Annotated in this window: 23 protein-coding genes; 13 read left to right on the top strand and 10 right to left on the bottom strand. The window is 71.6% G+C overall.

Going from position 1 to position 26,078, the window contains the following annotated elements:
• The first annotated feature begins 32 nt into the window (after positions 1-32).
• Together ACFYXV_RS08200 and ACFYXV_RS08195 are read left to right on the top strand one after the other, a co-directional pair.
• Positions 33-827: a VOC family protein gene (locus ACFYXV_RS08200; protein WP_389382345.1), complete on the top strand. Its 795-nt coding sequence runs from the start codon at positions 33-35 to the stop codon at positions 825-827.
• A gap of 80 nt (positions 828-907) precedes the next feature.
• Positions 908-1,150 (top strand): WhiB family transcriptional regulator, encoded by a 243-nt coding sequence (locus tag ACFYXV_RS08195; protein ID WP_385463087.1) that lies wholly within the window; start codon positions 908-910, stop codon positions 1,148-1,150.
• Between the two features lie 128 nt (positions 1,151-1,278).
• Here ACFYXV_RS08195 and ACFYXV_RS08190 read toward each other — a convergent pair whose 3' ends face one another.
• The 4 genes from ACFYXV_RS08190 to ACFYXV_RS08175 form a co-directional block, all read right to left on the bottom strand.
• A complete protein-coding gene (locus ACFYXV_RS08190) occupies positions 1,279-2,250 on the bottom strand; it encodes an acyl-ACP desaturase (protein WP_383338400.1) in 972 nt (323 codons plus the stop codon).
• A gap of 284 nt (positions 2,251-2,534) precedes the next feature.
• A complete protein-coding gene (locus ACFYXV_RS08185) occupies positions 2,535-4,175 on the bottom strand; it encodes an ABC-F family ATP-binding cassette domain-containing protein (protein WP_389382344.1) in 1,641 nt (546 codons plus the stop codon).
• Between the two features lie 278 nt (positions 4,176-4,453).
• Entirely contained in the window at positions 4,454-4,906 is a 453-nt protein-coding gene (locus tag ACFYXV_RS08180; RefSeq protein ID WP_383338404.1) for an SsgA family sporulation/cell division regulator, read from the bottom strand.
• A 141-nt stretch (positions 4,907-5,047) separates the two neighbouring features.
• Positions 5,048-5,464, bottom strand: a complete 417-nt coding sequence (locus ACFYXV_RS08175) for a (4Fe-4S)-binding protein (protein WP_385463077.1) — start codon at positions 5,462-5,464, stop codon at positions 5,048-5,050.
• A 74-nt stretch (positions 5,465-5,538) separates the two neighbouring features.
• Here ACFYXV_RS08175 and ACFYXV_RS08170 point away from each other — a divergent pair, with 74 nt between their 5' ends.
• Positions 5,539-6,624: a WD40/YVTN/BNR-like repeat-containing protein gene (locus ACFYXV_RS08170; RefSeq protein ID WP_389382343.1), complete on the top strand. Its 1,086-nt coding sequence runs from the start codon at positions 5,539-5,541 to the stop codon at positions 6,622-6,624.
• Positions 6,625-7,174: 550 nt separating this feature from the next.
• Entirely contained in the window at positions 7,175-7,711 is a 537-nt protein-coding gene (locus ACFYXV_RS08165) for a DoxX family protein (RefSeq protein WP_385463071.1), read from the top strand.
• A 529-nt stretch (positions 7,712-8,240) separates the two neighbouring features.
• On the opposite strand, the gene ACFYXV_RS08160 is transcribed toward ACFYXV_RS08165, so the two are convergent.
• On the bottom strand, positions 8,241-8,540 hold the full coding sequence (locus ACFYXV_RS08160; RefSeq protein ID WP_385463305.1) for a YciI family protein: 300 nt from the start codon (positions 8,538-8,540) through the stop codon (positions 8,241-8,243).
• 25 nt (positions 8,541-8,565) lie between these two features.
• Here ACFYXV_RS08160 and ACFYXV_RS08155 point away from each other — a divergent pair, with 25 nt between their 5' ends.
• Positions 8,566-9,243: an endonuclease V gene (locus tag ACFYXV_RS08155; protein WP_389382342.1), complete on the top strand. Its 678-nt coding sequence runs from the start codon at positions 8,566-8,568 to the stop codon at positions 9,241-9,243.
• A gap of 12 nt (positions 9,244-9,255) precedes the next feature.
• Here the strand turns inward: ACFYXV_RS08155 and ACFYXV_RS08150 are convergent, their stop codons facing one another.
• Positions 9,256-10,410 (bottom strand): saccharopine dehydrogenase family protein, encoded by a 1,155-nt coding sequence (locus ACFYXV_RS08150; protein WP_389382474.1) that lies wholly within the window; start codon positions 10,408-10,410, stop codon positions 9,256-9,258.
• Positions 10,411-10,611: 201 nt separating this feature from the next.
• Positions 10,612-12,222 carry a PKD domain-containing protein gene (locus ACFYXV_RS08145; RefSeq protein ID WP_389382341.1) on the bottom strand — a complete coding sequence of 537 codons (1,611 nt, stop codon included), beginning with the start codon at positions 12,220-12,222 and terminating at the stop codon, positions 10,612-10,614.
• 448 nt (positions 12,223-12,670) lie between these two features.
• Between ACFYXV_RS08145 and ACFYXV_RS08140 the strand changes: the two genes are divergently transcribed.
• The 6 genes from ACFYXV_RS08140 to ACFYXV_RS08115 all read left to right on the top strand — a co-directional run bounded on the left by ACFYXV_RS08140 (position 12,671) and on the right by ACFYXV_RS08115 (position 20,027).
• On the top strand, positions 12,671-13,087 hold the full coding sequence (locus ACFYXV_RS08140; RefSeq protein WP_385463062.1) for an MmcQ/YjbR family DNA-binding protein: 417 nt from the start codon (positions 12,671-12,673) through the stop codon (positions 13,085-13,087).
• Between the two features lie 105 nt (positions 13,088-13,192).
• On the top strand, positions 13,193-14,380 hold the full coding sequence (locus tag ACFYXV_RS08135) for a CaiB/BaiF CoA transferase family protein (protein WP_385463059.1): 1,188 nt from the start codon (positions 13,193-13,195) through the stop codon (positions 14,378-14,380).
• Positions 14,380-15,405: an LLM class F420-dependent oxidoreductase gene (locus ACFYXV_RS08130; protein WP_389382340.1), complete on the top strand. Its 1,026-nt coding sequence runs from the start codon at positions 14,380-14,382 to the stop codon at positions 15,403-15,405. The genes ACFYXV_RS08135 and ACFYXV_RS08130 overlap by 1 nt, the downstream gene beginning before the upstream one ends.
• Positions 15,406-15,416: 11 nt before the next feature.
• The gene (locus ACFYXV_RS08125) at positions 15,417-16,559 is read left to right on the top strand and encodes an acyl-CoA dehydrogenase family protein (RefSeq protein WP_389382339.1); all 1,143 of its coding nucleotides are present in this window, start codon (positions 15,417-15,419) and stop codon (positions 16,557-16,559) included.
• A gap of 28 nt (positions 16,560-16,587) precedes the next feature.
• Entirely contained in the window at positions 16,588-17,802 is a 1,215-nt protein-coding gene (locus tag ACFYXV_RS08120) for an acetyl-CoA C-acetyltransferase (protein ID WP_030870742.1), read from the top strand.
• A 53-nt stretch (positions 17,803-17,855) separates the two neighbouring features.
• A complete protein-coding gene (locus ACFYXV_RS08115) occupies positions 17,856-20,027 on the top strand; it encodes a 3-hydroxyacyl-CoA dehydrogenase NAD-binding domain-containing protein (RefSeq protein ID WP_385463050.1) in 2,172 nt (723 codons plus the stop codon).
• 87 nt (positions 20,028-20,114) lie between these two features.
• Here the strand turns inward: ACFYXV_RS08115 and ACFYXV_RS08110 are convergent, their stop codons facing one another.
• The 3 genes from ACFYXV_RS08110 to ACFYXV_RS08100 form a co-directional block, all read right to left on the bottom strand.
• Positions 20,115-20,999 carry a hypothetical protein gene (locus tag ACFYXV_RS08110; protein WP_389382338.1) on the bottom strand — a complete coding sequence of 295 codons (885 nt, stop codon included), beginning with the start codon at positions 20,997-20,999 and terminating at the stop codon, positions 20,115-20,117.
• Positions 21,000-21,086: 87 nt separating this feature from the next.
• Complete coding sequence (locus ACFYXV_RS08105) at positions 21,087-21,407, bottom strand: peptidase inhibitor family I36 protein (protein ID WP_389382337.1); 321 nt, start codon at positions 21,405-21,407, stop codon at positions 21,087-21,089.
• Between the two features lie 178 nt (positions 21,408-21,585).
• Positions 21,586-22,311 (bottom strand): MerR family transcriptional regulator, encoded by a 726-nt coding sequence (locus tag ACFYXV_RS08100; protein WP_383338433.1) that lies wholly within the window; start codon positions 22,309-22,311, stop codon positions 21,586-21,588.
• Positions 22,312-22,396: 85 nt separating this feature from the next.
• On the opposite strand from ACFYXV_RS08100, the gene ACFYXV_RS08095 reads away from it, so the two are divergent.
• Both ACFYXV_RS08095 and ACFYXV_RS08090 read left to right on the top strand, forming a co-directional pair.
• On the top strand, positions 22,397-24,247 hold the full coding sequence (locus ACFYXV_RS08095; RefSeq protein ID WP_389382336.1) for an AMP-dependent synthetase/ligase: 1,851 nt from the start codon (positions 22,397-22,399) through the stop codon (positions 24,245-24,247).
• 55 nt (positions 24,248-24,302) lie between these two features.
• On the top strand, positions 24,303-25,961 hold the full coding sequence (locus ACFYXV_RS08090) for a bifunctional aspartate transaminase/aspartate 4-decarboxylase (protein WP_385463035.1): 1,659 nt from the start codon (positions 24,303-24,305) through the stop codon (positions 25,959-25,961).
• Positions 25,962-26,078: the final 117 nt, after the last annotated feature.

Here is a 26,078-nt window from a genome sequence, read left to right as displayed (position 1 = left end):
TGCTCGTCGGGAGGACGGAAGGAGTACGGGTCATGCTCACGACGGACTACGAAGACGGCTCCCCGAACTGGGTCGACCTCGGCACGCCCGACCTCGACGGCGCCGCCGGGTTCTACACGGGACTGTTCGGCTGGGACTACCGGCCGGGCGGCGAGGAGGCCGGCGGATACGCGATGTTCCAGCTCGGCGGCAAGACGGTGGCGGGCGGTATGGCCGTCGCACCGGGCGAAGTCCGGTCGGCGTGGACCGTGTACTTCCGGAGCTCCGACGCGGACGCCACCGCGGCAGCCGTGGTCAAGGCGGGCGGCACGGTCGCCGTCGAGCCCAGGGACGTCATGGGCCTCGGCCGGATGGCGATCTTCGCCGACCCCGCGGGGGTCACGTTCTCGATCTGGCAGCCGGGCAGGATCGAAGGCCTCGGCGCCGTGACCGACGTCGGCACCCTGTGCTGGACCGAGCTCTACACGGCCGACGTACGGGCGGCCGCGGCCTTCTACGGCGCGGTCTTCGGGTGGGAGATCAGCGAGATGCCCTTCGAGGGCGGCTCGTACACCGCGGTCAAGGCCGCGGGCGCGCCCGACGAGGCGGCCTTCGGCGGCATCGTCCCGATCGGGAGCGACCCGGTCGAGGACGCCGAACGCCCCTACTGGACCCCGTACTTCGAGGTCGCCGACTGCGATGTGACGGCGGCCGCGGCGGAGGAGTCCGGCGGCAAGGTCCGCTTGTCGCCGGTGTTCATGGAGGGAGTCGGCCGTTTCGCCAAGCTGGCCGACCCCTACGGCGCCCGGTTCGCCGTCATCGCCAGCGCTCCGCCGCCGGGGTCCTGAGGAGCCGGTGCCGATCCCGGGGAGCCGGTGTTGATCAGGCGTTGATCGGACGTCCATCGGCGGCGGCAAGGATCTCCGGCATGTCGATGAACACCTCCACCACCGCCGCGCCCGCCTGGTACGACCTCGCCCTCTGCGCCCAGACGGGCCCCGGCTTCTTCTTCCCGGAGCCCGGCTCCTCCCTGCGGGACGCGAAGCGGCTGTGCGGGGCGTGCGAGGGCCGCACGGCATGCCTGGAGTACGCCCTGGCCAACGACGAGCGCTTCGGTGTCTGGGGAGGCCTCTCGGAGTCCGAGCGCCTCGCGCTGCGCTCGCGCGGCTGACCGGGGTCCGGCGCGGCCGGGCCCCGGCGCCGGACAGCGCGAAACCCCGGCAGGGCCGCGGCCGTGCCAGGGTTCGAGGCGTTGTGAACCGGTCGGGCCGGTCGGGCCGGTCGGGCCGGTCGGGCCGGTCAGGCCTTGCGGGCTGCGATGCGCGCCGCGCGGGCGGCCAGCCGCTCGTCGAACTTGCGGGCCTCGGAGTCCAGGCCGTTCATGAAGAGCCCGAGCTCCTCCTGGGCCTGCTGCCCCTCGGGGCCGAGACCGTCGATGTCCATGATCTTCAGGAACCGGATCACCGGGCTCAGCACGTCGTCGTGGTGGATCCGCAGGTTGTAGACCCCGCCGATCGCCATCTGCGCGGCCATCCGCTCGAAGCCGGGCATGCCGTGGCCGGGCATCCGGAAGTTGACCACGACGTCCCGCACGGCCTGCATCGTCAGGTCCGGGGCGATCTCGAAGGCCGCGCCCAGCAGGTTGCGGTAGAAGATCATGTGCAGGTTCTCGTCCTGCGCGATGCGCGCCAGCATCCGGTCGCAGACCGGGTCACCGGACTGGTGGCCGGTGTTGCGGTGCGAGATGCGCGTCGCGAGCTCCTGGAAGGCCACGTATGCCACGGAGTGCAGCATCGAGTGCCGGTTGTCGGACTCGAAGCCCTCCGACATGTGCTGCATGCGGAACGCTTCCAGCTTGTCCGGGTCCACGGCGCGCGAGGCCAGCAGGTAGTCGCGCATCACGATGCCGTGGCGGCCCTCCTCGGCCGTCCAGCGGTGCACCCACGTGCCCCAGGCGCCGTTGCGGCCGAAGAGCGTGGCGATCTCGTGGTGGTAGCTGGGGAGGTTGTCCTCGGTCAGCAGGTTCACGACCAGCGCGATCTTGCCGATGTCGGTGACCTTGGACTGCTGCGGGTCCCAGGCCTCGCCGTCCTCGAAGAAGCCCGGGAAGTTCCGGCCGTCGCTCCACGGGACGTACTCGTGGGGCATCCAGTCCTTGGTGACCTTCAGATGGCGGTTGAGTTCCTTCTCGACCACCTCTTCCAGCGCGTACAGCAGCTTGGCGTCGGTCCACGCCTCCGAGCTGCCGAGGTGGGGAGAGGTGATTGTCACGGGTGCTCCTGAGGACAAAGCGAAATACCTACGGTTCCGTAGCCTACGAACCCGTAGGTTAAGCGGAGCGTGAGGGCCAGCCAAGCCCCAGGCGTTCATATGACCGGTTACGTCCGGTTATCTGCGCAGTTTGAGGGCGCGCGAGAGTGGCCCGGCGGAGCGAAAGTCGCCCCGGCAGGTGGCCCGTGACACCCGCCTTGACGGCGGTCACCGCCAGGACGGGCATTACGGCCGCGGAGCCGGCCGCCGGGTCGGCCGCCGACCCGGCCGCAACCCACTCGTACTCACTCGTGCCAGAGGGCCTCGCGCACCTCCTCGGCCGTGGTCGGCTTCAGCTCGCCGTCCAGCAGCAGCCACCGGGTGATCCCGACGGACTCCAGGAACGGCACGTCGTGGCTGGCCACCAGCAGTGCGCCCTCGTACGACTCCAGCGCCTCCGTGAGCTGCCGGACGCTCGCCAGGTCCAGGTTGTTCGTCGGCTCGTCCAGCATCAGCAGCTGCGGAGCCGGCTCCGCCAGCAGCAGCGCAGCCAGAGCCGCCCGGAACCGCTCACCACCCGACAGGGTGCCGGCCGGCCGGTCCGCCCGGGCGCCCCGGAACAGGAAGTGCGCGAGCCGCGCCCGGACGAGGTTGTTCGAGGCCTGCGGGGCGAACCGGGCCACGTTCTCCACCACCGACCGGCTCTCGTCGAGCACGTCCAGCCGCTGCGGCAGGAACCGCGTCGTCACGTGCGTGACCGCCTCGCCGGACACCGGCGCGAGCGTCCCCGCGATCGTGAGCAGCAGGGTCGTCTTGCCCGAACCGTTGCGGCCCACCAGCGCGATCCGCTCCGGACCGCGCAGCTCCCACTCGCCGGCGACCCGGGCCCCGTGTGCCAGGTGCACGTCGCTCAGGGTCAGGACCCGGCGGCCCGGCGGGACCTGCGTGGCGGGCAGCTTGATCCGGATCTCGTCATCGTCGCGCACCGCCTCCGCCGCCTGGTCCAGCCGCTCCTTCGCCTGCGCCAGCTTCTCGGCGTGCAGGATGCGGTGCTTGCCGGCCGACTCCTGCGCCGCGCGCTTGCGGGCGCCCATGACGATCTTCGGCTCGCGCTTCTGGTCGTTCATCTTCTGGCCGTACCGCTTGCGCCGCGCCAGCTTCATGTGGGCGTCGGACAGCTCCCGCTTCTGTCGCTGTACGTCGGCCTCCGCGACCCGGACCATCCGCTCGGCCGCGTCCTGCTCGGCCGCCAGCTGCTCCTCGTACGCCGAGAAGTTCCCTCCGTACCAGCGGACTTCGCCGTCGTGCAGGTCGGCGATCTGGTCGACCCGCTCCAGCAGCTCCCGGTCGTGGCTGACCAGCAGCAGTACCCCGGACCAGGACTCGACCGCCGCGTACAGGCGGCGCCGGGCCCGCAGGTCCAGGTTGTTCGTCGGCTCGTCGAGCAGCAGGACGTCGGGCCGGGCCAGCAGGAGGGCGGCGAGGCGCAGCAACACGCATTCGCCCCCCGACAGTTCGCCGACCGTACGGTCCAGGCCGATCCGGGCGAGGCCGAGCTGGTCGAGGGTGGCCAGGGCCCGCTCCTCCACGTCCCAGTCGTCGCCGACCGCGGCGAAATTCGCCTCGTCGGCCTCACCCGCCTCGATGGCGTGCAGGGCGGCGCGGGCGGTGTGGATGCCTAGCGCCTCGTCCACGCGCAGGGCGGTGTCGAGGGTGACGCCCTGCGGGAGGTACCCGACCGTGCCGACTGCCGACAACTGGCCTTCGGTGGGCGTCAGTTCACCGGCGATCAGTCTGAGCAGGGTGGACTTCCCGCAGCCGTTGAGGCCGATGAGGCCGGTACGGCCGGGGCCGACGGCCAAGTGGAAGTCATCGAAGACGGGAGTCCCGTCGGGCCAGTCGAAGGACAGGGCGGAGCAGGTGATGAATGCGGGGACATGGCTCATGGAGGCCTCCAGGTTGCGTGAGTGGTGCGTGCAACGCGGGGAGACAGCCGACGGTCGGATCCGACGTGGAACGGGTCGGTACGGCGGGATCGGTCGGTGTCTCGGACCTCAGAAGAGCAACGTCCTGCTCCGTTTCGACGGCAATGGGGCGTCAACGAAGCTACGGGCGGCCGGGGGCCGCCCGCAAACGATTTAAGCGCGAGCGCGAGCGCGAGCGCGAGCGCGAGCGCGGGGCCGGCGAAGGGGCGGGCTGCGGGGAACGGGGTGGCGGCCCGGTCTCAGCGCGGGTCGCGCATCAGCTCGGCCAGGCTGTGGTCCATGTCGAGGTACAGGTGCTCCAGACCCGGCGGCACGATCGTCGCGGCCCGCTCAAGGAACCGGTGCAGCTCGGCCGTCAGCATCAGCACGATCGCCACCCCCTCCGGCGCGTGGAACTCGATCGTGGTCCGGTCGATGTCGTACGGCCGCACCCGTACGTCGCCCCATCCCGTCGGGCGGTCCAGCCCCGATTCCAGGAGTTCGCGGGCGAAGGTCCACGAAACCTCGACGCCTTCCAGGGTGGCGGGAGCGGGGAAGGCCATGCGCACGGCGAAGGGATCCGCACGGTCGTAGCAGAGCGTGACGGGCACGGTCTCGACCTTCGGGGCGGTGGCGACCAGACGGGCCTGCACGGCCTGCTCGATAACAGTGATCAAGGCTCGCTCCCTTGCGGCGGATCTGCTGTCGGGCATGGGTGAAGCCCGGCAACCGGATAGACGCCGGAATCGGCAAATCCGTGCATGCGAACTGACGTGAGCTGTGTCACCGATTGGCTGGAACGCGTCCGTTTGATCGCACAGAGTGACGGCAGGGGCGTGGTGGGTGAAGGGCTGTCATGCGCGGCCGCACGCCCCGGAGTGGTCGCAAAACGGCTGGTTCCCGCTCACTCCACAAGCGCAAAGCATCGCCCTGGTCTCCTGCCGGACGGCCCCGTCGGGGGTCGTCACGCGCAGATCGCCGCGCATCACGAGCTGCCCGGCGGGCGAGCGTACGACCGTCGTCGGCCGGTCCGGCTCCTCGGCCGGCCCCTCGTCGGCGAACCGGTACCGCAGGGCACCCGAGGGGCACCGGCGGATCACCTCGGCGACGCGCTCCGGCTCGGCTCCGTCCGGCTGCACCCACGGACGCTTCCCCGAGTCGAACACCTCCGGGAGCCCGCTCACGCATTCGGCGGCGTGCAGGCACCGCCCGGTGTCGTAGGTGACGGTGATGCGCTTGCCGTCGTAGGCCTTGGGTTCCTTGGATGGCATGGCCACAGCGTAGGAACGCGGCGGCGCGGACGCACCCTGGACGCCGAATCCGGTGTGCATTAGCTTCCGGCGCCATGAGACTTCTGGGAGTTGGCATGTGCGCGGCGGCTCTGGCGGTGGGCCTGCTGGCCGCCCCGGCGCACGCGCAGAACGGTACGGGCGCGCAGGAGTTACGGGGTGCGGGCTGGGCCCTGAAGGACACCGGCAAGGACGCCCGGTTCCGCGGGCTCGCGGCGGTCAGCCGCTCCACGGCCTGGGTGGCCGGCACCAAGGGCACCGTGCTGCGCACGGTGGACGGCGGCCGCAGCTGGCGTGACGTATCACCGCCGGGCGCGGTCGCGGAGGGCCTGGAGCTGCGCGACATCGAGGCATTCGACGCGCGGCGCGCGGTGGCCCTGTCCATCGGGGAGGGCGAGGCCTCGCGGGTGTTGCGCACCGAGGACGGCGGCGCCACCTGGACGGAGACCTTCCGCAACCCCGACCCGCGGGCCTTCTACGACTGCCTCACCTTCTTCGACTCCCGGCACGGACTGGCGATGAGCGACCCGGTGGACGGCAAGTTCCGGATCCTGTCGACGGACGACGGCGGCCGGAACTGGGCGGTGCTGCCGGGCACGGGGATGCCGGACGCCCTGGCGGGCGAGGCGGGGTTCGCGGCCAGTGGCCAGTGCCTGGTGAGCGCGGGGCCGCGCGACGTGTGGCTGGCCACGGGCGGCGGCGCGGCCGGCCGGATCCTGCACTCGCCGGACCGCGGCCGCACCTGGCGGGTCGCCGAGTCGGGCATCCCGGCGGGCGACCCGGCCAAGGGGGTCTTCGCCCTGGCCTTCCGCGACCGTACGACGGGCCTCGCGGTCGGCGGCGACTACCGCACCGGCGAGGCCTCCCCGCGGGCCGCCGCCGTATCGGCGGACTCCGGCCGCACCTGGCGCCCGGCGTCGACCCCGCCCCCGGCGTACCGCTCGGGCGCGGCCTGGCTCCCGCACCTGCGCACCGCGGCCCTGGCGGTGGGCCCGACGGGCAGCGACGTGACGACGGACGCCGGCAGGACGTGGCGCCCCCTGACCCCGGGTTCGTTCGACACGGTCGACTGCGCGGGCGACGGGGGCTGCTGGGCGGCGGGGGAGAAGGGACGGGTGGGGAGGCTGGAGGGGGCTTCGTAGTCGGGGGCGGGGGCTTCGGAAGGCGGCCTTCGGTTGGTCGGGGTCGGTGGGGCTGGGCGGGGTGCCGGGGGCGGGACTCGTGCACTCGGGGTCGGTGGAGTGTCCGGGGGCTTCCCGTCAGTCCACTGTCCTTCCGTGTCGGGTCGGTCCCTCAAGGGCGCTCCCTGCGGTCGCGTCGCTGCGCGATGTCGCTGCGCTCCACCCTTGACCGCCCGGCCCGCCCCGGAATGCCACAAGACTGCCGGGAAGCCCCCGAAGGAACGGCCGGGAGGATACCGGGCAGGGACGGCCGCGTCAGCGATGCCGACCGGGACCTCCGGCCCATCGGCACCACATTTCCCGGTATCACCAGGCCCGACCATGACGGCGGGACGCACTAGATCGCTACGTGCTCCTCTCGGCATGGCGTCCGCGGCCGTCCGGGGCTGGTAGTGGTCGTTTTGCGGCCGAACGGGTCGACGACGAGCGGTGACGACGTTGCGGCCCGGTCGTCGCAGCGGAGCGTCATAGGGTGGCCGTCGCTCACCGGCGACGGAAGGAACGGACGTTCATGGCGTACGACCGGCGGGACCGTGCGATCTTCGGCGTCACCTCCGCCACCACGGTGACCCACGACATCGGCCTGCTCGTACTCCGGCTCGTCGTCGGCCTCACCATGGCCGGCCACGGCACTCAGAAGCTCTTCGGCTGGTTCAAGGGTCCGGGCCTCTCGGCCACCGGCAAGGGCTTCACGATGAGCGGATATCCGGCCGGGGACGCCATGGCGGTCATCGCCGGCCTCTCCGAGACCCTGGGTGGCCTGGGCCTCGCCCTCGGCTTCCTCACTCCGCTCGCAGGCGCGGCCTTGACCGGCACCTTCATCAACATCCTCGCCGTTCGGGGCTTGAACACGTTCTTCGCCCCGAAGGGCGTCGAACTGGAGTCGGTCCTCTTCGCGGCCGTCATCGCACTCACCCTCACCGGCCCGGGCCGCTTCTCCGTCGACCACTTGCTCCCCGTCCTGCGCGAGTCACGTCCCCGCTACTCCGTCCTCGGACTGGTCCTGGGAGCGGTGGTGGGCTTCGTCGTCCTCCTCATCCGCGACTGACCGTCACCTGCGGTCGCGTCGCCAGGGAGGTCCGTTCCGGCGCGTGGACGGCTTGTGTCCAGCCCCGGACGGTCGTCGGACGCCATGCCGGGAGAAGCGCGTAGCGATCCGTCGCGAACCGGCGGGGGATGGTCATCTCATCGCCGTCCGGTGCGGGTTGGTGCCCGCCGAGGTACGGAACGGTTGCTCGCGACGCCCTCCGGGCGCGCTGCCGGTCACCAGGCGCCGGTCGGCATCGCTGACGCGGCCGTTCCTGCCCGGTATCCTCCCGGCCATTCCTTCGGGGGCTTCCCGGCAGTCTTGTGGCATTCCGGGGCGGGCCGGGCGGTCAAGGGTGGCCGAAGGCCATCGCGCAGCGACGCGACCGCAGGGAGCGCCCTTGACGGACCGACCCGACACGGAAGGACAGTGGACTGCCGGGACGCCCCCGGACACTCCACCGACCCCGAGTGCACGAGTCCCGCCCCCGGCACCCCGCCCAGCCCCACCGACCCCCGACCAACCGAAGGCCGCCTTCCGAGCCGCCCGCCTACAGCGCCGGGTTCTCCCGTACCCCCGCCAAGTCCGACGACGTCTTCGTCGCGATGAACTCCGTGATGCGGTACTCGCAGACGCCGGCCAGGGTGAAGGGGTCCTGCGCCGCGATGCGCTCGATTTCCGCGCGCGAGACGCCCGCCGCCAGGATGATGCCGCCCTCGCGCGGGACCTTGCGGCCCGAGGCGAGGAAGACGCCCGAGGCGTAGTGGCCGTCCAGCCATGCGAGGTGGGCGTCCAGCTCGTCCTCGACGGCTTCGATGGGCGCGGTGTACGTGAGCTCCATGACGAACATGATCGCCAGGCTACTCTCGCACCTCATGACGAGTGTGAAGACCCCCGCCGACGAGGCCGAGGCCCGGGCGATACAGGACGAACTCCGCAAGAGCGTGGTGCTCGACGAGGCCGGCCCGCCGCCCGGGCGCGGGCTGGTCGCGGGCGTGGACGTCGCCTACGACGACGAGCGCGACCTCGTCGCCGCCGCGGCCGTGGTCCTCGACGCCGCCACCCTGGAGGTCGTCGAGGAGGCGACCGCCGTCGGGCACGTCAGCTTCCCGTACGTGCCCGGGCTCCTCGCCTTCCGGGAGCTGCCCACGGTGCTGGCCGCCCTCGACTCGCTCACCGCCGCTCCCGACCTGGTCGTCTGCGACGGCTACGGGCTCGCTCACCCCCGCGGCTTCGGTCTCGCATGCCACCTCGGGGTCGTCACCGGGCTGCCGAGCATGGGCGTGGCGAAGAACCCCTTCACGTTCACCTACGAGGAGCCCGGCGCCCGCCGTGGCGACGGCGCCGCGCTGGTCGCGGCCGACGGGGCCGTCGTCGGGCGGGCGCTGCGCACGCAGGACGGGATCAAGCCGGTGTACGTCTCCGTCGGCCACCGCATCTCGCTCGACACCGCCTGCGCCCACGCCCTCGCGCTGAGCCCCCGCTTCCGGATCCCCGAGTCCACCCGGCACGCCGACTCGCTCTGCCGGCGGGCCCTGCGCGAAGCCTCCTGACCGGCGGCCGGTTCAGCGGGTGGCGGCCACCCGGAAGCGGATCCCCGCCTTCTGGAGCCGGTCCAGCAGGGCGTCGCCCATCGCCACCGCCGTGGTGAGCTGGCCGGCCCGCTCCGGCAGGGCGTCGTACGCGAGGCACAGAGCCGACTCCGCCAGCATCTTGGCGGTCTCCCCGTAGCCCGGGTCGCCGCCCGAGACCTCGGTGAACACGCGGCGGCCGCCGCCCTCGCCCACGAAGCGCACCGTGAACCAGCTGCGCGCCCGCCGCTCCGCGTCAGGGCCCCGGCCCGGCTCCCAGCGGCTCATCAGCCACCGCCGCGCCGCCGGGAGCTGCGCCAGGGCCGCCGCCCCGCCGACCGCCGCCGCACCGCCCACCGCGGCGGGGAGGTGTTTCACCGAGGCGTACTGCCGGTAGCGGAAGTCCGGCCCGTACCGCTCCAGCGCGGCAGCGGAGCGGGTCACGATCCGGGGGTCCAGCGTCGGCAGCGGCAGCGCCCAGGTGCCGGTCTCGCCGCTGAACCGCGGCGCGCCCAGCGGACCCCGTACGCGGCGGGCCGGCAGCCGGGGCTCGTGCAGCCGGCGCTCCCGCGCCGCCGCCAGGGTCTGCCGTCCGCGGCCCATGGCGGTGAGGGCGGAAGCCAGCGTTCCGCCGGAGAAGGCGGCGTTGGACCGCATGAACCCGTCCACCCGCAGGGGAACGCCCTCCGGGAGCTGCCCCACCGTGAAGTAGGCGCCGAGGTCCGCCGGGATCGAGTCGAAGCCGCAGGCGTGCACGAGCCGCGCGCCCGTTTCCCGGGCCCGGGCGTCGTGCTCGACGTACATGCGGTCCACGAACTCCGGCTCGCCGGTGAGGTCCACGTAGTCCGTGCCCGCCGCGGCGCAGGCGGCGACCAGTTCCGCCCCGTACAGGACGTACGGCCCGACCGTCGTGGCCAGGACCCGCGTGGAGGCGGCCAGGTCCCGTACGGCCGCGGCGTCCCCCGCGTCTGCGCGCAGCAGCGGCAGCGAGGCGCAGCCCGGGTCGAGCGCGGTCAGCCGCTCGCGCAGCCGCTCCAGCTTCCCGAGGTCGCGCCCCGCGAGGGCCCACCGGCAGCCGGCGGGGGCGTGCGCGGCGAGGTACTCGGCGGTGAGGGCGCCGACGAAGCCGGTCGCCCCGAACAGCACCACGTCATAGGGCCGTACGTGTCCCCGTGCGGGGTCGCGCCCCGCGGCCCCGTCGGCCCGTCGAACCTCTTCGTTCACCACGGCTCCTCCCACTCCAGTCGGTGGCTGAGGCTAACCCGCCGGCCCCGTACGCAGAACAGCGCCCCGGAGGCGGCCTGGACGGCCGTCCCCGGGGCGCTGTGACCGGTGCGGGTCTGCCGCGGCTCAGTTCTCCTGGTACATCCCGAAGACGTCGACGATGAGGTCGGCGTTGCCGTCGCTCTGGTTCCAGAAGTCGACGACGCCGGTGCCGCCGGTGCTCGCCTGGACCAGGTTCGGGACGGTCTTGCCGGTCGTCCAGTTCAGGGTCGAGGAGGTGGGCGGCGCCGGCTGGCCCGCCGCGCCGCTGTCGTACTCGTCCAGCGTGTTCGGGTCCGGGGCGACCGCGAGGAAGCCGCTGTCCTTGGTGTTGGTCACCGTGGCGTTCAGCACGAAGCCGGTGACGCCGGAACCGGGCTCGGCCATCGCCGTGTAGATGTAGTCGCGGCCGGCCAGGGGGCCGTACACCGGGTCCTTGGGGTCGCGGGTGTCGATCATCCGCTCCGGGGCGAAGGGCAGGTAGGAGCCCTTGCTCTGCGGGCTGTAGTAGCCGACGACGTCGACGATGACGTCGGCCGGGTTCCAGCCGCCGTTGCGGATGCTGATCCTGCCGTCGGGGCCGACCGGGACGATCACCGAGTTGGCGATGGTCTGACCGGTCGTGAAGTTCACGTTGGACGCGGTCGGCGCCTGCTGGCCGCTCGGGTAGACGGTCAGGTGGCCGTCGCTGCGCGGGTTGGTGACGGTCACGTTGAGCGCCACGGCGGTGACGCCGGAGGCCGGTACCTTGCCCAGGCCGGTGATCTGGGTGCCGAAGGAGCCGTATCCGGCGAGCTGGCCCTTGGCGGTGCCGGTGCCGGTGCGGGTGTCGACGAAGCGCTGCGGCGCCAGCGGGGTGTAGCCGCTGGAGGCCGTCTGCGTGAAGTAGCCGGTGACGTCGGCGATGAGGTCGACCGGCTCCCAGCCGCCGTTGTACAGGTTGACGTAGCCGTTCGCGCCGACCGGCACGATGACCAGGTTCGGGACCGTCTGGCCGGGGACGAAGTTGACGTTCGAGGTGCTCGGCTTGTCGTCGCCGTCGGCGAAGGCGGTGACGTGGCCGCCGCTGGTGGTGCCGGTGACGGTGACGTTGAGGACCACCGCGGTGACGCCGGCCGGGATGGAGCCGTTCCCGCCGATCTTCAGGTGGGCGGAGGAGTACGGGGCGACCTTGGCGGCCTTCGCGGCGCCGGTGCCGTTGCGGGTGTCCAGCAGGCGGGTCGGGCCGTACGGGGTGTAGTCCGAGCCCGCGGTCGTGAACGCCACCTCGTTGGTGGCCGAGGTGCCTGCGGCCTTGTCCGTCACGGTGACCTTGACGGTGTAGGTGCCGAGCTCCGCGTAGGTGTGCTCGGAGGCCACGAGCTGGGTGCCGGAGGCCGAGGCGGTGGTGGTGGCCCCGTCGCCCCAGGCGACGGTGATGTCGAGCGGGGTGGCGGCGCTGGTGACGGAGCTGTCGAGCTCGATCGCGTGGGCGGAGGTGGCGAACGCGTCCAGGCCGACCGCGAGGGTCGGGTTGGCGCCGGCGGTCTCCGCCATGGGTGCGGCCGCGAGCTTGCTCTTGGGGGCCGGGGCGCTCTGCCGGATCGACCGGGCGGCCGGGCTGGAGAACTTGGCGGTGTTCTCCAGGCCGGCCTGCGCCAGGTCGGGCTTGGTGATGCCCTGGGCGTCGCCGGAGTCGGTGCCGGCCGCGTGGGCCATGCCCGGTATGAGAGAAATGCCGGCCGCGAAGACGGCGGCGGATGCTGCGAGTCGGCGGTAGGACACCGAGCCCCCTATGTTCCGTGAGCCCTTGGCCAGGGCTGAAAGCTCGCTCAGATTACATAGTTCCTGAGCTTCCGCTTAACGCCCCCCGCAGTCGGCTCTCACACCTGGGGCAAGAGTCTCGAAAGCGCCAGGGGGAGCGGGTCTGACCGCTGTGATCAGGCGTTTCACGTTCTCCGATCAGTTGTCCGGGTAGGCCCCGAAAAGCCCGATGGCGGGGCTGATGTCGTCGTCATTCCGGTTCCGGTACGCCGCTGGCATCCACGGGGGTCCGGGGGCGCCCGCGCGAAGGCCGCGGTCCACTCCCGGTCCGCGCCGGGGGGCGGCGCTAGCGTGAGGGCCGAGTGTCCGTGCGAGCGGGTGGCTGTGGTGACGGGAGGCGTCGATGAAGGCTGCGGTGCGCAAGTGGGAGGCGGTGCGGGAGTTCGCCCGGGAGCTGCCGGAGGCCGTGATGGACTTTCCCTGGGGGCCCGAGGACTGCGTCGTGAAGGTCAACAAGAAGATCTTCGTCTTCCTGGGCGGCCTCGACGGCCCGCAGTCGCCGGGGCTCTCCGTGAAGCTCAAGGACGAGGCGCTGCACGGCCACGCCATGACCGCGCCGGGGGCCGAGCCGACCGGCTACGGGCTGGGGCGGGCCGGATGGGTCTTCGTTCCGCTCGGGGTGAAGGGGGCGCCCTCCCTGGACGTGCTGTGCGAGTGGGTGGAGGAGAGCTATCGGACGGTCGCCCTCAAGCGGCACGTGAAGGAGCTCGACGCGCGCGCGGAGCGGCGCCCGGACGCGCGAAACGAGTCAACCGGCTAAGCGGTTGCTCTTGTGCTCAGTGGAAGGCGTTCCTAGCATCGCTGGTGTTACATCAGTTGTGTCACACAATGGCGCGCCACGGATGCTACGGACGCTGGGGGCTCGATGGCAGTGACAGGGAACGTGCCCGACGGGCCGGGCAGGCCCGGCGGACCCGGCACGCCCGGCAGACCCGGCGGCGGCCCGCTCGCGGGCGTGCGCGTCGTCGAACTGGCGGGCATCGGCCCGGGCCCGTTCGCCGCCATGCTCCTCGCCGACCTGGGCGCCGACGTCGTTCGGGTGGACCGGCCGGGCGGCGGCGGGCTCGCGGTCAACCCCGCGTACGACGTCACCAACCGCGGCAAGCGCTCCGTGCTGGTCGACCTGAAGTCCGCCGAGGGCCCGGCCCGGGTGCTCGACCTCGTCGAGCGTGCCGACGTGCTGATCGAGGGCTTCCGCCCCGGCGTCGCCGAGCGGCTCGGTGTCGGCCCCGCCGACTGCCACGCCCGCAACCCGCAGCTGGTGTACGGCCGGATGACCGGCTGGGGCCAGGACGGACCGCTCGCGCACACCGCCGGGCACGACATCGCGTACATCGCCGTCACCGGCGCCCTCGGCATGATCGGCAACCCGGGGGAGCCGCCGGCCGTCCCCGCCAACCTCGTCGGGGACTACGCGGGCGGCTCGCTCTACCTCGTCATCGGCGTGCTCGCCGCCCTCCAGCACGCCCGCACCCCCGGCGGCGCCGGCCAGGTCGTCGACGCGGCCATCGTCGACGGCACCGCCCACCTCACCGCCATGATCCACGGCATGATGGCGGCCGGCGGCTGGCAGGACCGGCGCGGGGCCAACCTCCTCGACGGCGGCTGCCCGTTCTACGGCACGTACGAGACCTCCGACGGCGGGTACATGGCGGTCGGCGCGCTGGAGCAGCAGTTCTACGACACCTTCACCGAGCTGCTCGGCATCAAGGACCGGGCCCCCGCCCGCAAGGACCCGGCCCGCTGGGGCGAGCTCCGCGAGGCCGTCGCCGCCCGCTTCAAGTCCCGTACGAGACGGGAGTGGACGGCGGTGTTCGAGGGCTCGGACGCCTGCGTGGCACCCGTGCTGTCCCTGGGCGAGGCGCCGCACCATCCGCACCTGGCCGCCCGCGCCACCTTCACCGACTTCGGCGGGATCACCCAGCCCGCCCCCGCGCCCCGGTTCTCGGCCACGCCGTCCGCGGTCGCCTCGGGCCCCGCCCTGCCCGGTGCCCACACCGAATCCGTGGCCCGCGACTGGGACGTACCGGCCCTGCTCCCGAAAGAGGTCTGATGGAACTGTCCATGATGCTCGACTACGCCGGGGACCCGCGCCGGGCCGCCGACGAGGCGGCGGCGCTGGAGGCGGCCGGGCTGGACGCCGTATGGGTCGCCGAGGCCTGGGGCTTCGACTCCCCGACGATCATGGGCTACCTCGCCGCCCGCACCGAGCGGATGAAGATCGGCTCGGCCATCCTCAACGTGTACTCGCGCACCCCGGCCCTTCTCGCCCAGACGGCCGCCGGACTGGACGCGCTCTCGGGCGGCCGCGCGCTGCTCGGTCTCGGAGCCTCGGGCCCCCAGGTCGTCGAGGGCTGGCACGGGAAGCCGTACGACAAGCCGATCTGGCGGACCCGCGAGACCGTCGAGCTGTGCCGCCGCATCTGGCGCCGCGAGACCATCGACCACCACGGCATCACCGACATGCCGCTGCCGCCGGAACGGGGGACCGGACTCGGCAAGCCGCTGAAGATCCTCACCCGCCCCGTCCGCGACGCGGTTCCCGTCTACATCGCCTCGCTCGGCCCCGCCAACGTGCGGATGACCGCCGAGATCGCCGACGGCTGGCTGCCCACCCTGTTCCTGCCGGAGAAGGCCCGCGCGGTGTGGGGCGGCGCCCTCGCCGAGGGCGCCGCCCTGCGCTCCCCGGAGCTCGGCCCGCTGCAGACCGTGGCGGGCGGGCTGCTCGCGATCGGCGAGGACGCCGCCGCCGTACGGGACCTGGCGCGCCCGCAGATCGCGCTGTACGTCGGCGGGATGGGCGCGGTCGGCAAGAACTTCTACAACGACCTCGCCGTCGCCTACGGGTACGGCGAGGAGGCCCGCAAGATCCAGGAGCTCTACCTCTCCGGCCGCAAACGCGATGCGGCGGCCGCCGTACCGGACGAGTTCTGCGAGCTCATGACGCTGTGCGGACCGGAGGGCTACGTGCGTGAGCGCGTCGAGGCCTTCCGGGAGGCGGGCGTCACGATGCTCAACGTCACGCCCGTCGGCCCCGAGCCGGCCCGGCTGATCCAAACCGTCAAGAACTGGCTTTAGGGAGCCCACCGATGCAACGCCGGATCTTCGACGCCGACCACGAGGCGTTCCGCGAGACCGTCCGCACCTTCCTCACCAAGGAGGTGCTGCCGCACTACGACCAGTGGGAGAAGGACGGCATCGTCAGCCGCGAGGCCTGGCGGGCCGCCGGCCGGCAGGGCCTGCTGGGCCTGGCCGTGCCCGAGGAGTACGGGGGCGGCGGGAACACCGACTTCCGCTACGCCGCCGTGATCGCCGAGGAGTTCACCCGGGCGGGCGCCGCCGGACTCGCGATCGGCCTGCACAACGACATCATCGGCCCGTACCTGACCTCGCTCGCCACCGAGGAGCAGAAGCGGCGCTGGCTGCCCGGATTCTGCTCCGGCGAGATCATCACCGCCATCGCGATTACCGAGCCGGGCGCGGGCTCCGACCTCCAGGGGATCCGGACCAGCGCCGAGGACCGGGGCGACCACTGGGTGCTCAACGGCTCGAAGACCTTCATCTCCAACGGCATCCTGGCCGACCTGGTCGTCGTCGTCGCCAGGACCACCCCCGAGGGCGGGGCGCACGGGCTCTCGCTGCTGGTGGTCGAGCGCGGCACGGAGGGCTTCGAACGCGGCCGCAACCTCGACAAGATCGGCCAGAAGGCGCAGGACACCGCGGAGCTGTTCTTCCACGACGTGCGCGTCCCCAAGGAGAACCTGCTCGGCGAACTCAACGGCGCCTTCGTCCACCTGATGACCAACCTCGCGCAGGAGCGGATGGGCATCGCGATGGCCGGCATCGCCGCCGCCGAGCACCTGCTGGAGATCACCACCACGTACGTGAAGGAGCGCGAGGCCTTCGGGCGGCCGCTCTCCAAGCTCCAGCACATCCGTTTCGAGATAGCGGAGATGGCCACCGAGTGCGCCGTCACCCGCACCTTCCTGGACCGCTGCATCGTCGACCACTCCAACGGAGAGCTGGACCACGTCCACGCCTCGATGGCCAAGTGGTGGGCGACCGAGCTCCAGAAGCGCGTCGCCGACCGCTGCCTGCAACTCCACGGCGGATACGGCTACATGAGCGAATACCGGGTCGCACGGGCCTTCACCGACGGCCGCATCCAGACCATCTACGGCGGCACGACCGAGATCATGAAAGAGATCATCGGCCGCTCCCTCCTCGGCTAACGCCAGACCTCCCCGAAAGGCTTGACCAGTGAGCACCGAAGCGTACGTATACGACGCGATCCGCACGCCGCGCGGCCGCGGCAAGGCCAACGGCGCCCTGCACGGCACCAAGCCGATCGACCTCGTCGTCGGCCTCATCAACGCCCTGCGCGAGCGCAACCCCGGCCTGGACCCCGCCACCATCGACGACATCGTCCTCGGCGTCGTCGGCCCGGTCGGCGACCAGGGCTCCGACATCGCCCGGATCGCGGCCATCGCCGCGGGGCTGCCGGACACGGTGGCCGGCGTACAGGAGAACCGCTTCTGCGCCTCCGGCCTCGAAGCCGTCAACCTGGCCGCCGCCAAGGTCCGCTCCGGCTGGGAGGACCTGGTCCTCGCGGGCGGCGTGGAGTCCATGTCCCGCGTCCCCATGGCCTCCGACGGCGGCGCCTGGTTCAACGACCCGATGACCAACTGGGACACCGGCTTCGTCCCCCAGGGCATCGGCGCCGACCTCATCGCCACCATCGAGGGCTTCTCCCGGCGCGACGTCGACGAGTACGCCGCCCTCTCGCAGGAACGGGCCGCCACCTCCATCAAGGAGGGCCGCTTCGCGAAGTCCGTCGTCCCGGTCACCGACCGCAACGGCCTGGTGGTCCTGGACCAGGAGGAGTTCGTCCGCCCGGGCACGACCGCCGACAGCCTCGCCAAGCTCAAGCCGTCCTTCGCGGACATCGGCGACCTCGGCGGCTTCGACGCCGTGGCCCTCCAGAAGTACCACTGGATCGAGAAGATCGATCACGTCCACCACGCGGGCAACTCCTCCGGCATCGTCGACGGCGCCTCGCTGGTCGCGATCGGCACCCGCGAGGCGGGGGAGCGCAACGGACTGGCTCCCCGCGCCCGGATCGTCTCGGCCGCCGTCTCCGGCTCCGAGCCCACCATCATGCTCACCGGCCCCGCCCCGGCCACCCGCAAGGCCCTCGCCAAGGCCGGCCTGACCATCGACGACATCGACCTGATCGAGATGAACGAGGCCTTCGCCGGCGTCGTCCTGCGCTTCGTCAAGGACATGGGCATCACCCTCGACCGGGTCAACGTCAACGGCGGCTCCATCGCGCTCGGCCACCCGCTCGGCGCCACCGGCGCGATGCTGCTGGGCACCGTCATCGACGAACTGGAGCGCCAGGACAAGCGCTACGGGCTCGTCACCCTCTGCGTCGGCGGCGGCATGGGCGTCGCGACCATCGTCGAACGCCTCTGAACCCCGTCCTGTACCCCCGAGACCTCCTCCCCGACACGGAAGCAGCGAGAAACATGAGCGAGTCCACCACGATCCGCTGGGAACAGGACGAGACCGGCGTCGTCACCCTGATCCTCGACGACCCGGACCAGTCCGCCAACACGATGAACCAGGCCTTCAAGGACTCCATCGCGGCCGTCGCCGACCGCGCCGAGGCCGAGAAGGACTCCATCCGCGGCATCATCTACACCTCCGCCAAGAAGACCTTCTTCGCGGGCGGCGACCTCAAGGACATGATCCGGCTGCGTCCCGAGGACGCCCAGATCGCCTTCGACACCGGCACCGCGATCAAGCGCTCGCTGCGCCGCATCGAGACCCTCGGCAAGCCCGTCGTCGCCGCCATCAACGGCGCTGCCCTCGGCGGCGGTTACGAGATCTGCCTCGCCTCCCACCACCGCGTGGCCCTCGACGCCCCCGGCTCCAAGATCGGCCTGCCCGAGGTCACCCTCGGCCTCCTGCCGGCCGGCGGCGGCGTCACCCGCACCGTGCGCCTGATGGGCATCGCCGACGCGCTGCTCAAGGTCCTGCTCCAGGGCACCCAGTACAACCCGCAGCGCGCCCTCGACAACGGTCTCGTCCACGAACTGGCCGCCACCCCCGAGGAGATGCTGGCCAAGGCACGCGCCTTCATCGACGCCAACCCCGAGTCGAAGCAGCCCTGGGACGTACCCGGCTACCGGATCCCGGGCGGCACGCCGTCGAACCCGAAGTTCGCCGCCAACCTCCCGGCCTTCCCGGCCAACCTGAAGAAGCAGCTGAACGGCGCCCCGTACCCGGCGCCGCGCAACATCCTGGCGTGTGCCGTCGAGGGCGCCCAGGTGGACTTCGAGACGGCGCTGACCATCGAGGCCCGCTACTTCACCGAGCTGGTCACCGGCCAGACCGCCAAGAACATGATCCAGGCGTTCTTCTTCGACCTCCAGGCCGTCAACGCCGGCCGCAGCCGCCCGCAGGGCATCGCGCCCCGCAAGGTCACCAAGGTCGCCGTCCTCGGCGCCGGCATGATGGGCGCGGGCATCGCGTACTCCTGTGCCCGCGCGGGCATCGAGGTGGTGCTGAAGGACGTCACCGCCGAGGCGGCCGCGAAGGGCAAGGCGTACTCCGAGAAGCTGCTCGACAAGGCCGTCTCCCGCGGCCGCAGCACCGAGGCCCAGCGCGCCGAGCTGCTCGCCCGGATCACCCCGACCGCCGACGCCGCCGACCTGGCCGGCTGCGACGCCGTCATCGAGGCCGTCTTCGAGGACACCTCCCTCAAGCACAAGGTGTTCCAGGAGATCCAGGACGTCATCGCCCCCGACGCGCTGCTCTGCTCCAACACCTCCACGCTGCCCATCACGGGTCTGGCGGAAGGGGTTTCGCGCCCCGTCGACTTCATCGGACTGCACTTCTTCTCGCCCGTCGACAAGATGCCGCTCGTGGAGATCATCAAGGGCGAGCGCACGGGCGACGAGGCCATCGCCCGCGCCTTCGACCTCGTACGGCAGATCAACAAGACGCCGATCGTGGTCAACGACTCGCGCGGCTTCTTCACCTCGCGCGTCATCGGCCAGTTCATCAACGAGGGCGTGGCGATGGTCGGCGAGGGCGTCGAGCCCGCCTCCGTCGAGCAGGCCGCGGCCCAGGCCGGCTACCCGGCCAAGGTGCTCTCCCTGATGGACGAGCTCACGCTCACCCTCCCGCGCAAGATCCGCAACGAGACCCGCAAGGCCTTCGAGGCCGAGGGCCGCACGTGGACCGCGCACCCCGCGGACGCCGTCATCGACCGGATGGTCGACGAGTTCGGCCGCCCCGGCCGCAGCGGCGGGGCCGGCTTCTACGCGTACGACGAGAGCGGCAAGCGCGCCGGCATCTGGCCGGGCCTGCGCGAGCACTTCGCCAAGCCGGACGCGGACATCCCGTTCGTCGACATGAAGGAGCGGATGCTCTTCTCCGAGGCCCTGGACACCGTCCGCTGCCTCGACGAGGGCGTGCTGACCTCGATCGCCGACGCCAACATCGGCTCCATCATGGGCATCGGCTTCCCGGCCTGGACCGGTGGCGTGATCCAGTACATCAACGGCTACGAGGGCGGCCTCGCGGGCTTCGTCGCCCGCTCGCGTGAGCTGGCCGCCCAGTACGGCGAGCGCTTCACCCCGCCGGCCTCGCTCGTCGCGAAGGCCGAGCGCGGCGAGACGTACGCCGACTGACGGGGGCGCGGGGAGGGCGGGCCGGTTCCCGGGGGCCCGCCCTCCCGGCCTTCGCCGCCCTCCCGGCCTTCGCCGCCCTCCCGGCCTTCAGCGGACCGCCGCCTTCGCGACCGACATGGTTTTCTGTTTGGCGAGAAGCGGCTCTGCCAGAATGCTGGATTTCGACTTGATCAGAGACCGCTGATATGCGCTCTCGACGTCGGACCACACGCCGATCAGATTCACCTTCCGCTTGCACAGGACGTCTGCGAGCGCGACCGCCTTCTCGTGGTCGCTCGGCGCTCCGGAGGCAAACTCCTGGTCGTTGATCGCGGCAATGGGATCGGGGTACCTGTGCCCGGACTCATTCATGCATTTCGACCATTTTTCGCTGACTTCCGTCACCGCGGGGTCTTTCTGCGACTTCACGTAGCTTTCCATGTTGAGTTGCTGTACCGGGCTCAGGGCCTGCTGCATCTCGGTGTCGTGAAGTTCCCGCTGCGCCTCTCCCGCGCACCCGCCTTCGGGTACCGGTTTGCCGTTGTACGTGGTGACCTCGCCCCTGATGAGCGCAATGGCGGCCGATGGATAGTCCTCGACCGGTTGGTCTCCGTCCGGCAGGTGATATCCGTGGGCCTTGGCGAGTTCCGCGTCGGCCAGGCCGTAGCGCCGCTCGTTGGTTTCGATTTTCACGCCTCCCCGCGGTGCGGGGGCGGAGGGGGCGCCGATCGCGGCGAGGCACCGCTGCACGAGGGCGTCGCGCCCTTTGGAGAGCGTCTCCAGATCGGATGTCGTGAGCAGGTACGCGTCCAGGGGCAGCTCAAGGGCCTTGCTGTCATCGAGCCGGTGCACCGGGCTCCGGCCCGGGGCGTCACCGGAGCGGACGGCGGATCCCTGCGCGCCGGACGCGCCGGCCGAGCACGCGCACACCAGTGGGAGCAGCAGCAGTGCCAGGCCCGCGCACGCTGTGGAGGAGGGGGAGAACGACTTCACGGGATTCCTCTGCTGATGACGAGGAAGGGTGTCCCGCGGTCGCCGTCGCGACTGCGGGACACCCTTCCCCGATCCAGGCGCCGGTGCTCAGCAAATCATTGCTCTGACGGAGGCGTTGTCGTTGTAGGTGTTCGCCAGGTTCCGGGACGAATAGGCCGCGACGGTGTCGGACGGACCGGAGTAGTTCGAGTTGTAGTACACCCGGTAGCAGTAACTCGAAGCGTTCTGGGCGGACGCGGCGTTGTTCTTCACCGGCTGGCCCTCCCCGGTGGCGATCGTACTGAAGGTCTCACCGGCGAGATTGGGGATGTTGCTGTCCGTCATGAACCGGGCGCCGGCCTGGTTGGAGTTGTAATAGAAGCAGAAGTAGCCGGTCTGGCACGCGTAGGCGCTCGCCGGAGTGGCCATTCCGAGTGTTACACCGGCTGCGGCAGCCAGGAGTGCTACGGAGCGCTTCATGCGCATTGGTCCATCCCCCTGTGTCGTGGTGTCCATGCCAACCATAGGTGAGGGTCCAGGGGTTCTCAACAACAGGAATCCAGCACGGAGTTGGAGCCGTGTGGGCTCCGTGCGCGGCCGGGCGGGGTCACTCTCCGGAGACGAATGCCGCCCGCAGTTCCTCCTTGAGCGACCGCTGGAACGCGGTCACCAGTGCCTGCACCACCATCGGCTGCATGTGCGCGGACAGCGCCTTCATCGACTCCACCCGCTCCGGATCGCTCTCGCCGCGCGTGAACGGCCCCCACACCTCGTCCCGGAACAGCGCCGTCAGCTCGTGCGCCGCCGTCCGCGCGTGCTCCAGCAGCACCGTCCGCGCCGCCAGGATCGTCTCGTGCGCGATCGGTACGTCCAGCAGCGCGACCCCCAGCCGCAGCAGTCCCACGTCGACCCGGAAGCCGTCGGCGGCGGGCGCCAGTACGTTCATCGCCGTCAGCCGCAGCAGATCGGCGTCCGACAGGCTCCGCCCCGCCCGCTTCTCCAGCTCTTCCCGCGAGACCTCCTGGGGCGCGTCCGGGGCCCAACTGGACACCATCGCCCGGTGGATCGCCAGGTCGTGCGCGCTCAGATCGTCGGGCAGCGCGTCCAGATACCGCTCGATGGCCGACAACGTCATGCCCTGGTGCTGGAGTTCCTCGATCAGCGCCAGCCGGGACAGGTGCTCCGGCCCGTAGTGCCCGACCCGACGCGGGCCGATCACGGGAGGGGGCAAAAGCCCGCGCGTGCTGTAGAAACGAACGGTGCGCACGGTGACGCCCGCCCTGGCCGCCAGCTCGTCGACGGTGAGCATCGGCTCGGGTGCCTGGTCGGCCATCATCTGCGCCTCGCTCTCTGCTCCACAGCTTGGGTTCAACAGTATTGCTGTCGCACCAACGATGTGAAACGGCCAGGAGCTGCCCATGACCATGAAACTGCGACTGCCCGGACGACCCGAAGAGCTCACGATCCCCACCCTGCTGGCCCGCAACGCCGCCGAGCACGGCAACCTCCCCGCCCTCTCCTGGCGGGACGGCGACGGCTGGACGACCCTCGACTGGACCGAGGTCCGCCGCAAGGTCGCCGACCTCGCCTCCGGCTACGCCGCCCTCGGCATAGAGCGCGGCGAACACGTCCTGATCATGATGGGCAACCGGCCCGAGCACTGGCTGACCGACCTCGCCCTGGTCCACCTCGGCGCCGTCCCCGTCACCGTGTACGGGACCTCCGCGCCCGAGCAGATCGCCCACATCGCCCGCCACAGCCGGGCCCGCGTCGCCGTCCTCGAAGGCGCCCGCGAGCTGGCCCGCTGGGAACCGCTGCTCGCCGACCGGGAGACACCCCTGGAGCGGCTGGTCGTGGCCGAGGCCGCCGAGGCGGGTGCGCACCGCACGTACGGATCCCTGCACGCCGGCGGCGCCCGCGCCCACCGCGCCGACGACTTCGAGAAGGCCTGGCGGGAGACCCGCCCCGAGGACCCGCTGACCGTCGTCTACACCTCCGGCACCACCGGCGACCCCAAGGGCGTACGGCTGACGCACCGCAACATCATGCTCCAGGCCGTCCGCATCGACGGGCGCACGGACCTGCCCGAACACGCCGAGCACATCTGCTACCTGCCGTTCGCGCACATCGCCGAGCGGATCCTCGGCATCTACCTGCCGCTCCTGCGGGCCGCGCACGTCCGGCTCGTCGCCGACCCGGCCGCCGTGGGGGCCGCCGTACGCGAACTGCACCCGGTGCAGTTCTTCGGGGTGCCCCGGGTCTGGGAGAAGCTCGCCGCCTCCGTACGGGCCGTGCTCGCACAGCTGCCGGCCGCCCAGCGGGAGTCCATCGAGGCCGCGAACGACCTCGCCCGGGCCCGCGCCGGCCACCGCGAGCGCGGCGAGCGGATCCCGGCCGCGCTCGAAGCCTCGTACGCCCGGGCGAAGGAGCAGGTGCTCGACCCGCTGCTGGGTCTGGCCGGGCTGGACCGGCTGGTGTGGACGGCCAGCGCCACCGCGCCGATGCCGATCGACGTGGTCCGGTTCTGGGCGGGCTGGGGGATCACCATCATGGACGCGTGGGGGCTCACCGAGACCTCGGGCGTGTGCACGATCAACAGCCCGGACGGCTTCCGGCTGGGCTCGGTGGGACGCCCGATCGAGGGGCTGGAGCTGCGCCTCGCCGAGGACGGGGAGATCTTCACGCGCGGCGCGACCGTGTTCGCCGGCTACCTGCGGCCCGACGGGTCGGTGGAGAGCGCGCACGACGCCGAGGGCTGGTTCCCGACCGGGGACGTCGGCCGGCTCGACGAGGACGGGTTCCTCTGGCTGACCGACCGCAAGAAGGAACTGATCATCACCTCGAACGGCAAGAACGTCTCGCCGGCGCTGGTCGAGAACACCGTCAAGGAGCATCCCCTGATCGGCCAGGCCCTCGTGCACGGCGACGGCCGCTCCTACCTCGTCGCCCTGCTGGTGCTGGACGGGGAGGTGGCCCCGGCCTGGGCGGCGGCCCGCGGCATCGAGGCCGGCCCGCTCGCCGCCCTCGCGGAGCACCCGGCCGTCCGCGCGGAGATCGCGGCCGCCGTCGACGCGGCCAACGCCCGGCTCAACCGGACCGAGCAGATCAAGCGGTACCGGCTGCTGACCGGGGAGTGGGGTCCCGCCTCCGGCGAGCTCACCCCGTCGCTGAAGCTGCGCCGCCGGGTGGTGCGGGAGAAGTACGGCGCCCTGATCGAGGCGCTGTACGCCGACCCCTACGAGGAACCGGACCGGAGCGTGCAGGCGTAGCCCGGATGGCCCCTTCCGGTGGGCGCGCGGGCGCCCGCCGGACGAGGCTGGGTGGATGCCGGAGACCCGTTTCAGCCGCGAGGAGATCCAGTCCCTCGCACGGCTCAGCCCGTTCGAGCTGAAGGACTGGTTCATCCGGCTGGCCCAGGAGGCCCAGGCCGACGAGCCGGGCCAGAAGGACACCACCGCCCGCGCCATGCTGAACGCGGGCCGCGGCAACCCCAACTGGATCGCCACCGGCCCCCGCGAGGCCTTCCACGCCCTCGGCTACTTCGCCCTCGACGAGTCCCGGCGCGTCTGGACGGCGGACCACCTCGGCGGGATGCCGGAGCGCCACGGGATCGGGAAGCGGTTCGACTCGTGGATCCGCCGCCACCCCGAGCTGCCCGGCACCGAGCTCCTCGCCTCGTGCGTCGCGTACGCGCTGTCGCGGTGGGGGTTCGACAAGGACGCCCTCGTGCACGAGCTGGCCGACGCCGTGACCGGCGACAACTACCCCGTGCCGGACCGGATGCTGGTGCACGCCGAGCAGATCGTCCGCGGCTACCTCGACTTCGAGATCTTCGGCGAACGGCCGGCCGTGGACCGGCTGTCGCTGTTCGCCACCGAGGGCGGAACCGCCGCGATGTGCTACGTCTTCGACTCGCTCGTCCAGAACGGGATCCTGCGCAAGGGCGACAAGATCGCCCTGATGACACCGGTGTTCACCCCGTACATCGAGATCCCCGGGCTCGAAGCGTACGAGTTCGAAGTGGTCTGCGTCAGCGCGAGCCTGTTCGCCGAGACGGGCGTGCGCCAGTGGCGCTATCCGCCGGAGGAGGTCGCCAAACTGGCCGACCCGGAGATCAGGCTGGTCTGCCTGGTCAATCCGAGCAACCCGCCCTCGCTCGCGCTGAGCGACCGGGTGGCGGAGCAGATCAAGGAGATCGTGGCGACCGCCAACCCGCGCCTGCTGATCGTCACCGACGACGTGTACGGCACCTTCGTGCCCGGCTTCCGCTCGCTCGCCGCCGAACTGCCCCGCAACACACTGCTGGTGTACTCGTACTCCAAGCACTACGGGGCGACCGGCTGGCGGCTCGGCGTCATCGGCTTGCACGAGGACAACGTCATCGACGAGATGCTCCGGGAGCTCCCGCGCGAGCAGCGGGAGCGGCTCGCCCGGCGGTACGGCTCGCTCAGCCTGGAGCCGGACGCGATCCGCTTCATCGACCGGATGGTCGCGGACTCCCGCTCGGTGGCGCTCAACCACACGGCCGGACTCTCGGGCCCCCAACAGGCGCTGATGGTGCTCTTCTCGCTGTTCGACCTGCTGGAAGAGGGCCAGGCGTACAAGGAGCGCGTCCGCGCGATCGTCCGGCGGCGGCTCGGCCTGCTGCTGGAGGGTGCCCGGATGAAGATCGCCGACGATGACCGGCGGGCGGCGTACTACGTCGAACTCGACCTGCTGGCCGAGGCGGAACGCGTCCACGGCAAGGACTTCGCGGACTTCCTGGAGATGAACTACGAGCCCGTCGACCCGCTGCTGCGCCTGGCGGAACAGACCTCGGTCGTCCTCCTGGGCGGCGGCGGCTTCGACGGCCCGCAGTGGTCGGTCCGCGTTTCCCTGGCCAACCTCGACGACCTCGACTACCTCAAGGTCGGCCACCACCTGCGCGAGATCTTCGAGGAGTACGCCACGGAATGGCGCCGCACCCGCGACGACACCCCCTAGATCGCGTCCGAGCCCCCGGCGCGGGAATCTCGCCCAACAGGCGGACGGGGGCACGCCGTCCGGGCCACACTGTGGGTCACGGATCGGCGCCCGGCCGGCCGGACGGTGCGGCGGCGG

It is taken from the genome of Streptomyces sp. NPDC002181, from assembly GCF_042890485.1.
Lineage (GTDB): Bacteria > Actinomycetota > Actinomycetes > Streptomycetales > Streptomycetaceae > Streptomyces.
This window is presented reverse-complemented; position numbering and strand designations above follow the sequence as displayed.

Excerpts from the sequence above, each read along its gene's own strand:
- ACFYXV_RS08200 (WP_389382345.1), top strand. The coding sequence starts at position 33 with ATGCTCACGACGGACTACGAAGACGGCTCCCCGAACTGGGTCGACCTC.
- ACFYXV_RS08195 (WP_385463087.1), top strand. The coding sequence starts at position 908 with ATGTCGATGAACACCTCCACCACCGCCGCGCCCGCCTGGTACGACCTC.
- ACFYXV_RS08185 (WP_389382344.1), bottom strand. The coding sequence starts at position 4,175 with ATGAGCCATGTCCCCGCATTCATCACCTGCTCCGCCCTGTCCTTCGAC.
- ACFYXV_RS08180 (WP_383338404.1), bottom strand. The coding sequence starts at position 4,906 with ATGCCCGACAGCAGATCCGCCGCAAGGGAGCGAGCCTTGATCACTGTT.
- ACFYXV_RS08175 (WP_385463077.1), bottom strand. The coding sequence starts at position 5,464 with ATGCCATCCAAGGAACCCAAGGCCTACGACGGCAAGCGCATCACCGTC.
- ACFYXV_RS08170 (WP_389382343.1), top strand. The coding sequence starts at position 5,539 with ATGAGACTTCTGGGAGTTGGCATGTGCGCGGCGGCTCTGGCGGTGGGC.
- ACFYXV_RS08165 (WP_385463071.1), top strand. The coding sequence starts at position 7,175 with ATGGCGTACGACCGGCGGGACCGTGCGATCTTCGGCGTCACCTCCGCC.
- ACFYXV_RS08160 (WP_385463305.1), bottom strand. The coding sequence starts at position 8,540 with ATGTTCGTCATGGAGCTCACGTACACCGCGCCCATCGAAGCCGTCGAG.
- ACFYXV_RS08155 (WP_389382342.1), top strand. The coding sequence starts at position 8,566 with ATGACGAGTGTGAAGACCCCCGCCGACGAGGCCGAGGCCCGGGCGATA.
- ACFYXV_RS08145 (WP_389382341.1), bottom strand. The coding sequence starts at position 12,222 with ATGGCCCACGCGGCCGGCACCGACTCCGGCGACGCCCAGGGCATCACC.
- ACFYXV_RS08140 (WP_385463062.1), top strand. The coding sequence starts at position 12,671 with ATGAAGGCTGCGGTGCGCAAGTGGGAGGCGGTGCGGGAGTTCGCCCGG.
- ACFYXV_RS08135 (WP_385463059.1), top strand. The coding sequence starts at position 13,193 with ATGGCAGTGACAGGGAACGTGCCCGACGGGCCGGGCAGGCCCGGCGGA.
- ACFYXV_RS08130 (WP_389382340.1), top strand. The coding sequence starts at position 14,380 with ATGGAACTGTCCATGATGCTCGACTACGCCGGGGACCCGCGCCGGGCC.
- ACFYXV_RS08125 (WP_389382339.1), top strand. The coding sequence starts at position 15,417 with ATGCAACGCCGGATCTTCGACGCCGACCACGAGGCGTTCCGCGAGACC.
- ACFYXV_RS08115 (WP_385463050.1), top strand. The coding sequence starts at position 17,856 with ATGAGCGAGTCCACCACGATCCGCTGGGAACAGGACGAGACCGGCGTC.
- ACFYXV_RS08105 (WP_389382337.1), bottom strand. The coding sequence starts at position 21,407 with ATGGCCACTCCGGCGAGCGCCTACGCGTGCCAGACCGGCTACTTCTGC.
- ACFYXV_RS08100 (WP_383338433.1), bottom strand. The coding sequence starts at position 22,311 with ATGGCCGACCAGGCACCCGAGCCGATGCTCACCGTCGACGAGCTGGCG.
- ACFYXV_RS08095 (WP_389382336.1), top strand. The coding sequence starts at position 22,397 with ATGACCATGAAACTGCGACTGCCCGGACGACCCGAAGAGCTCACGATC.
- ACFYXV_RS08090 (WP_385463035.1), top strand. The coding sequence starts at position 24,303 with ATGCCGGAGACCCGTTTCAGCCGCGAGGAGATCCAGTCCCTCGCACGG.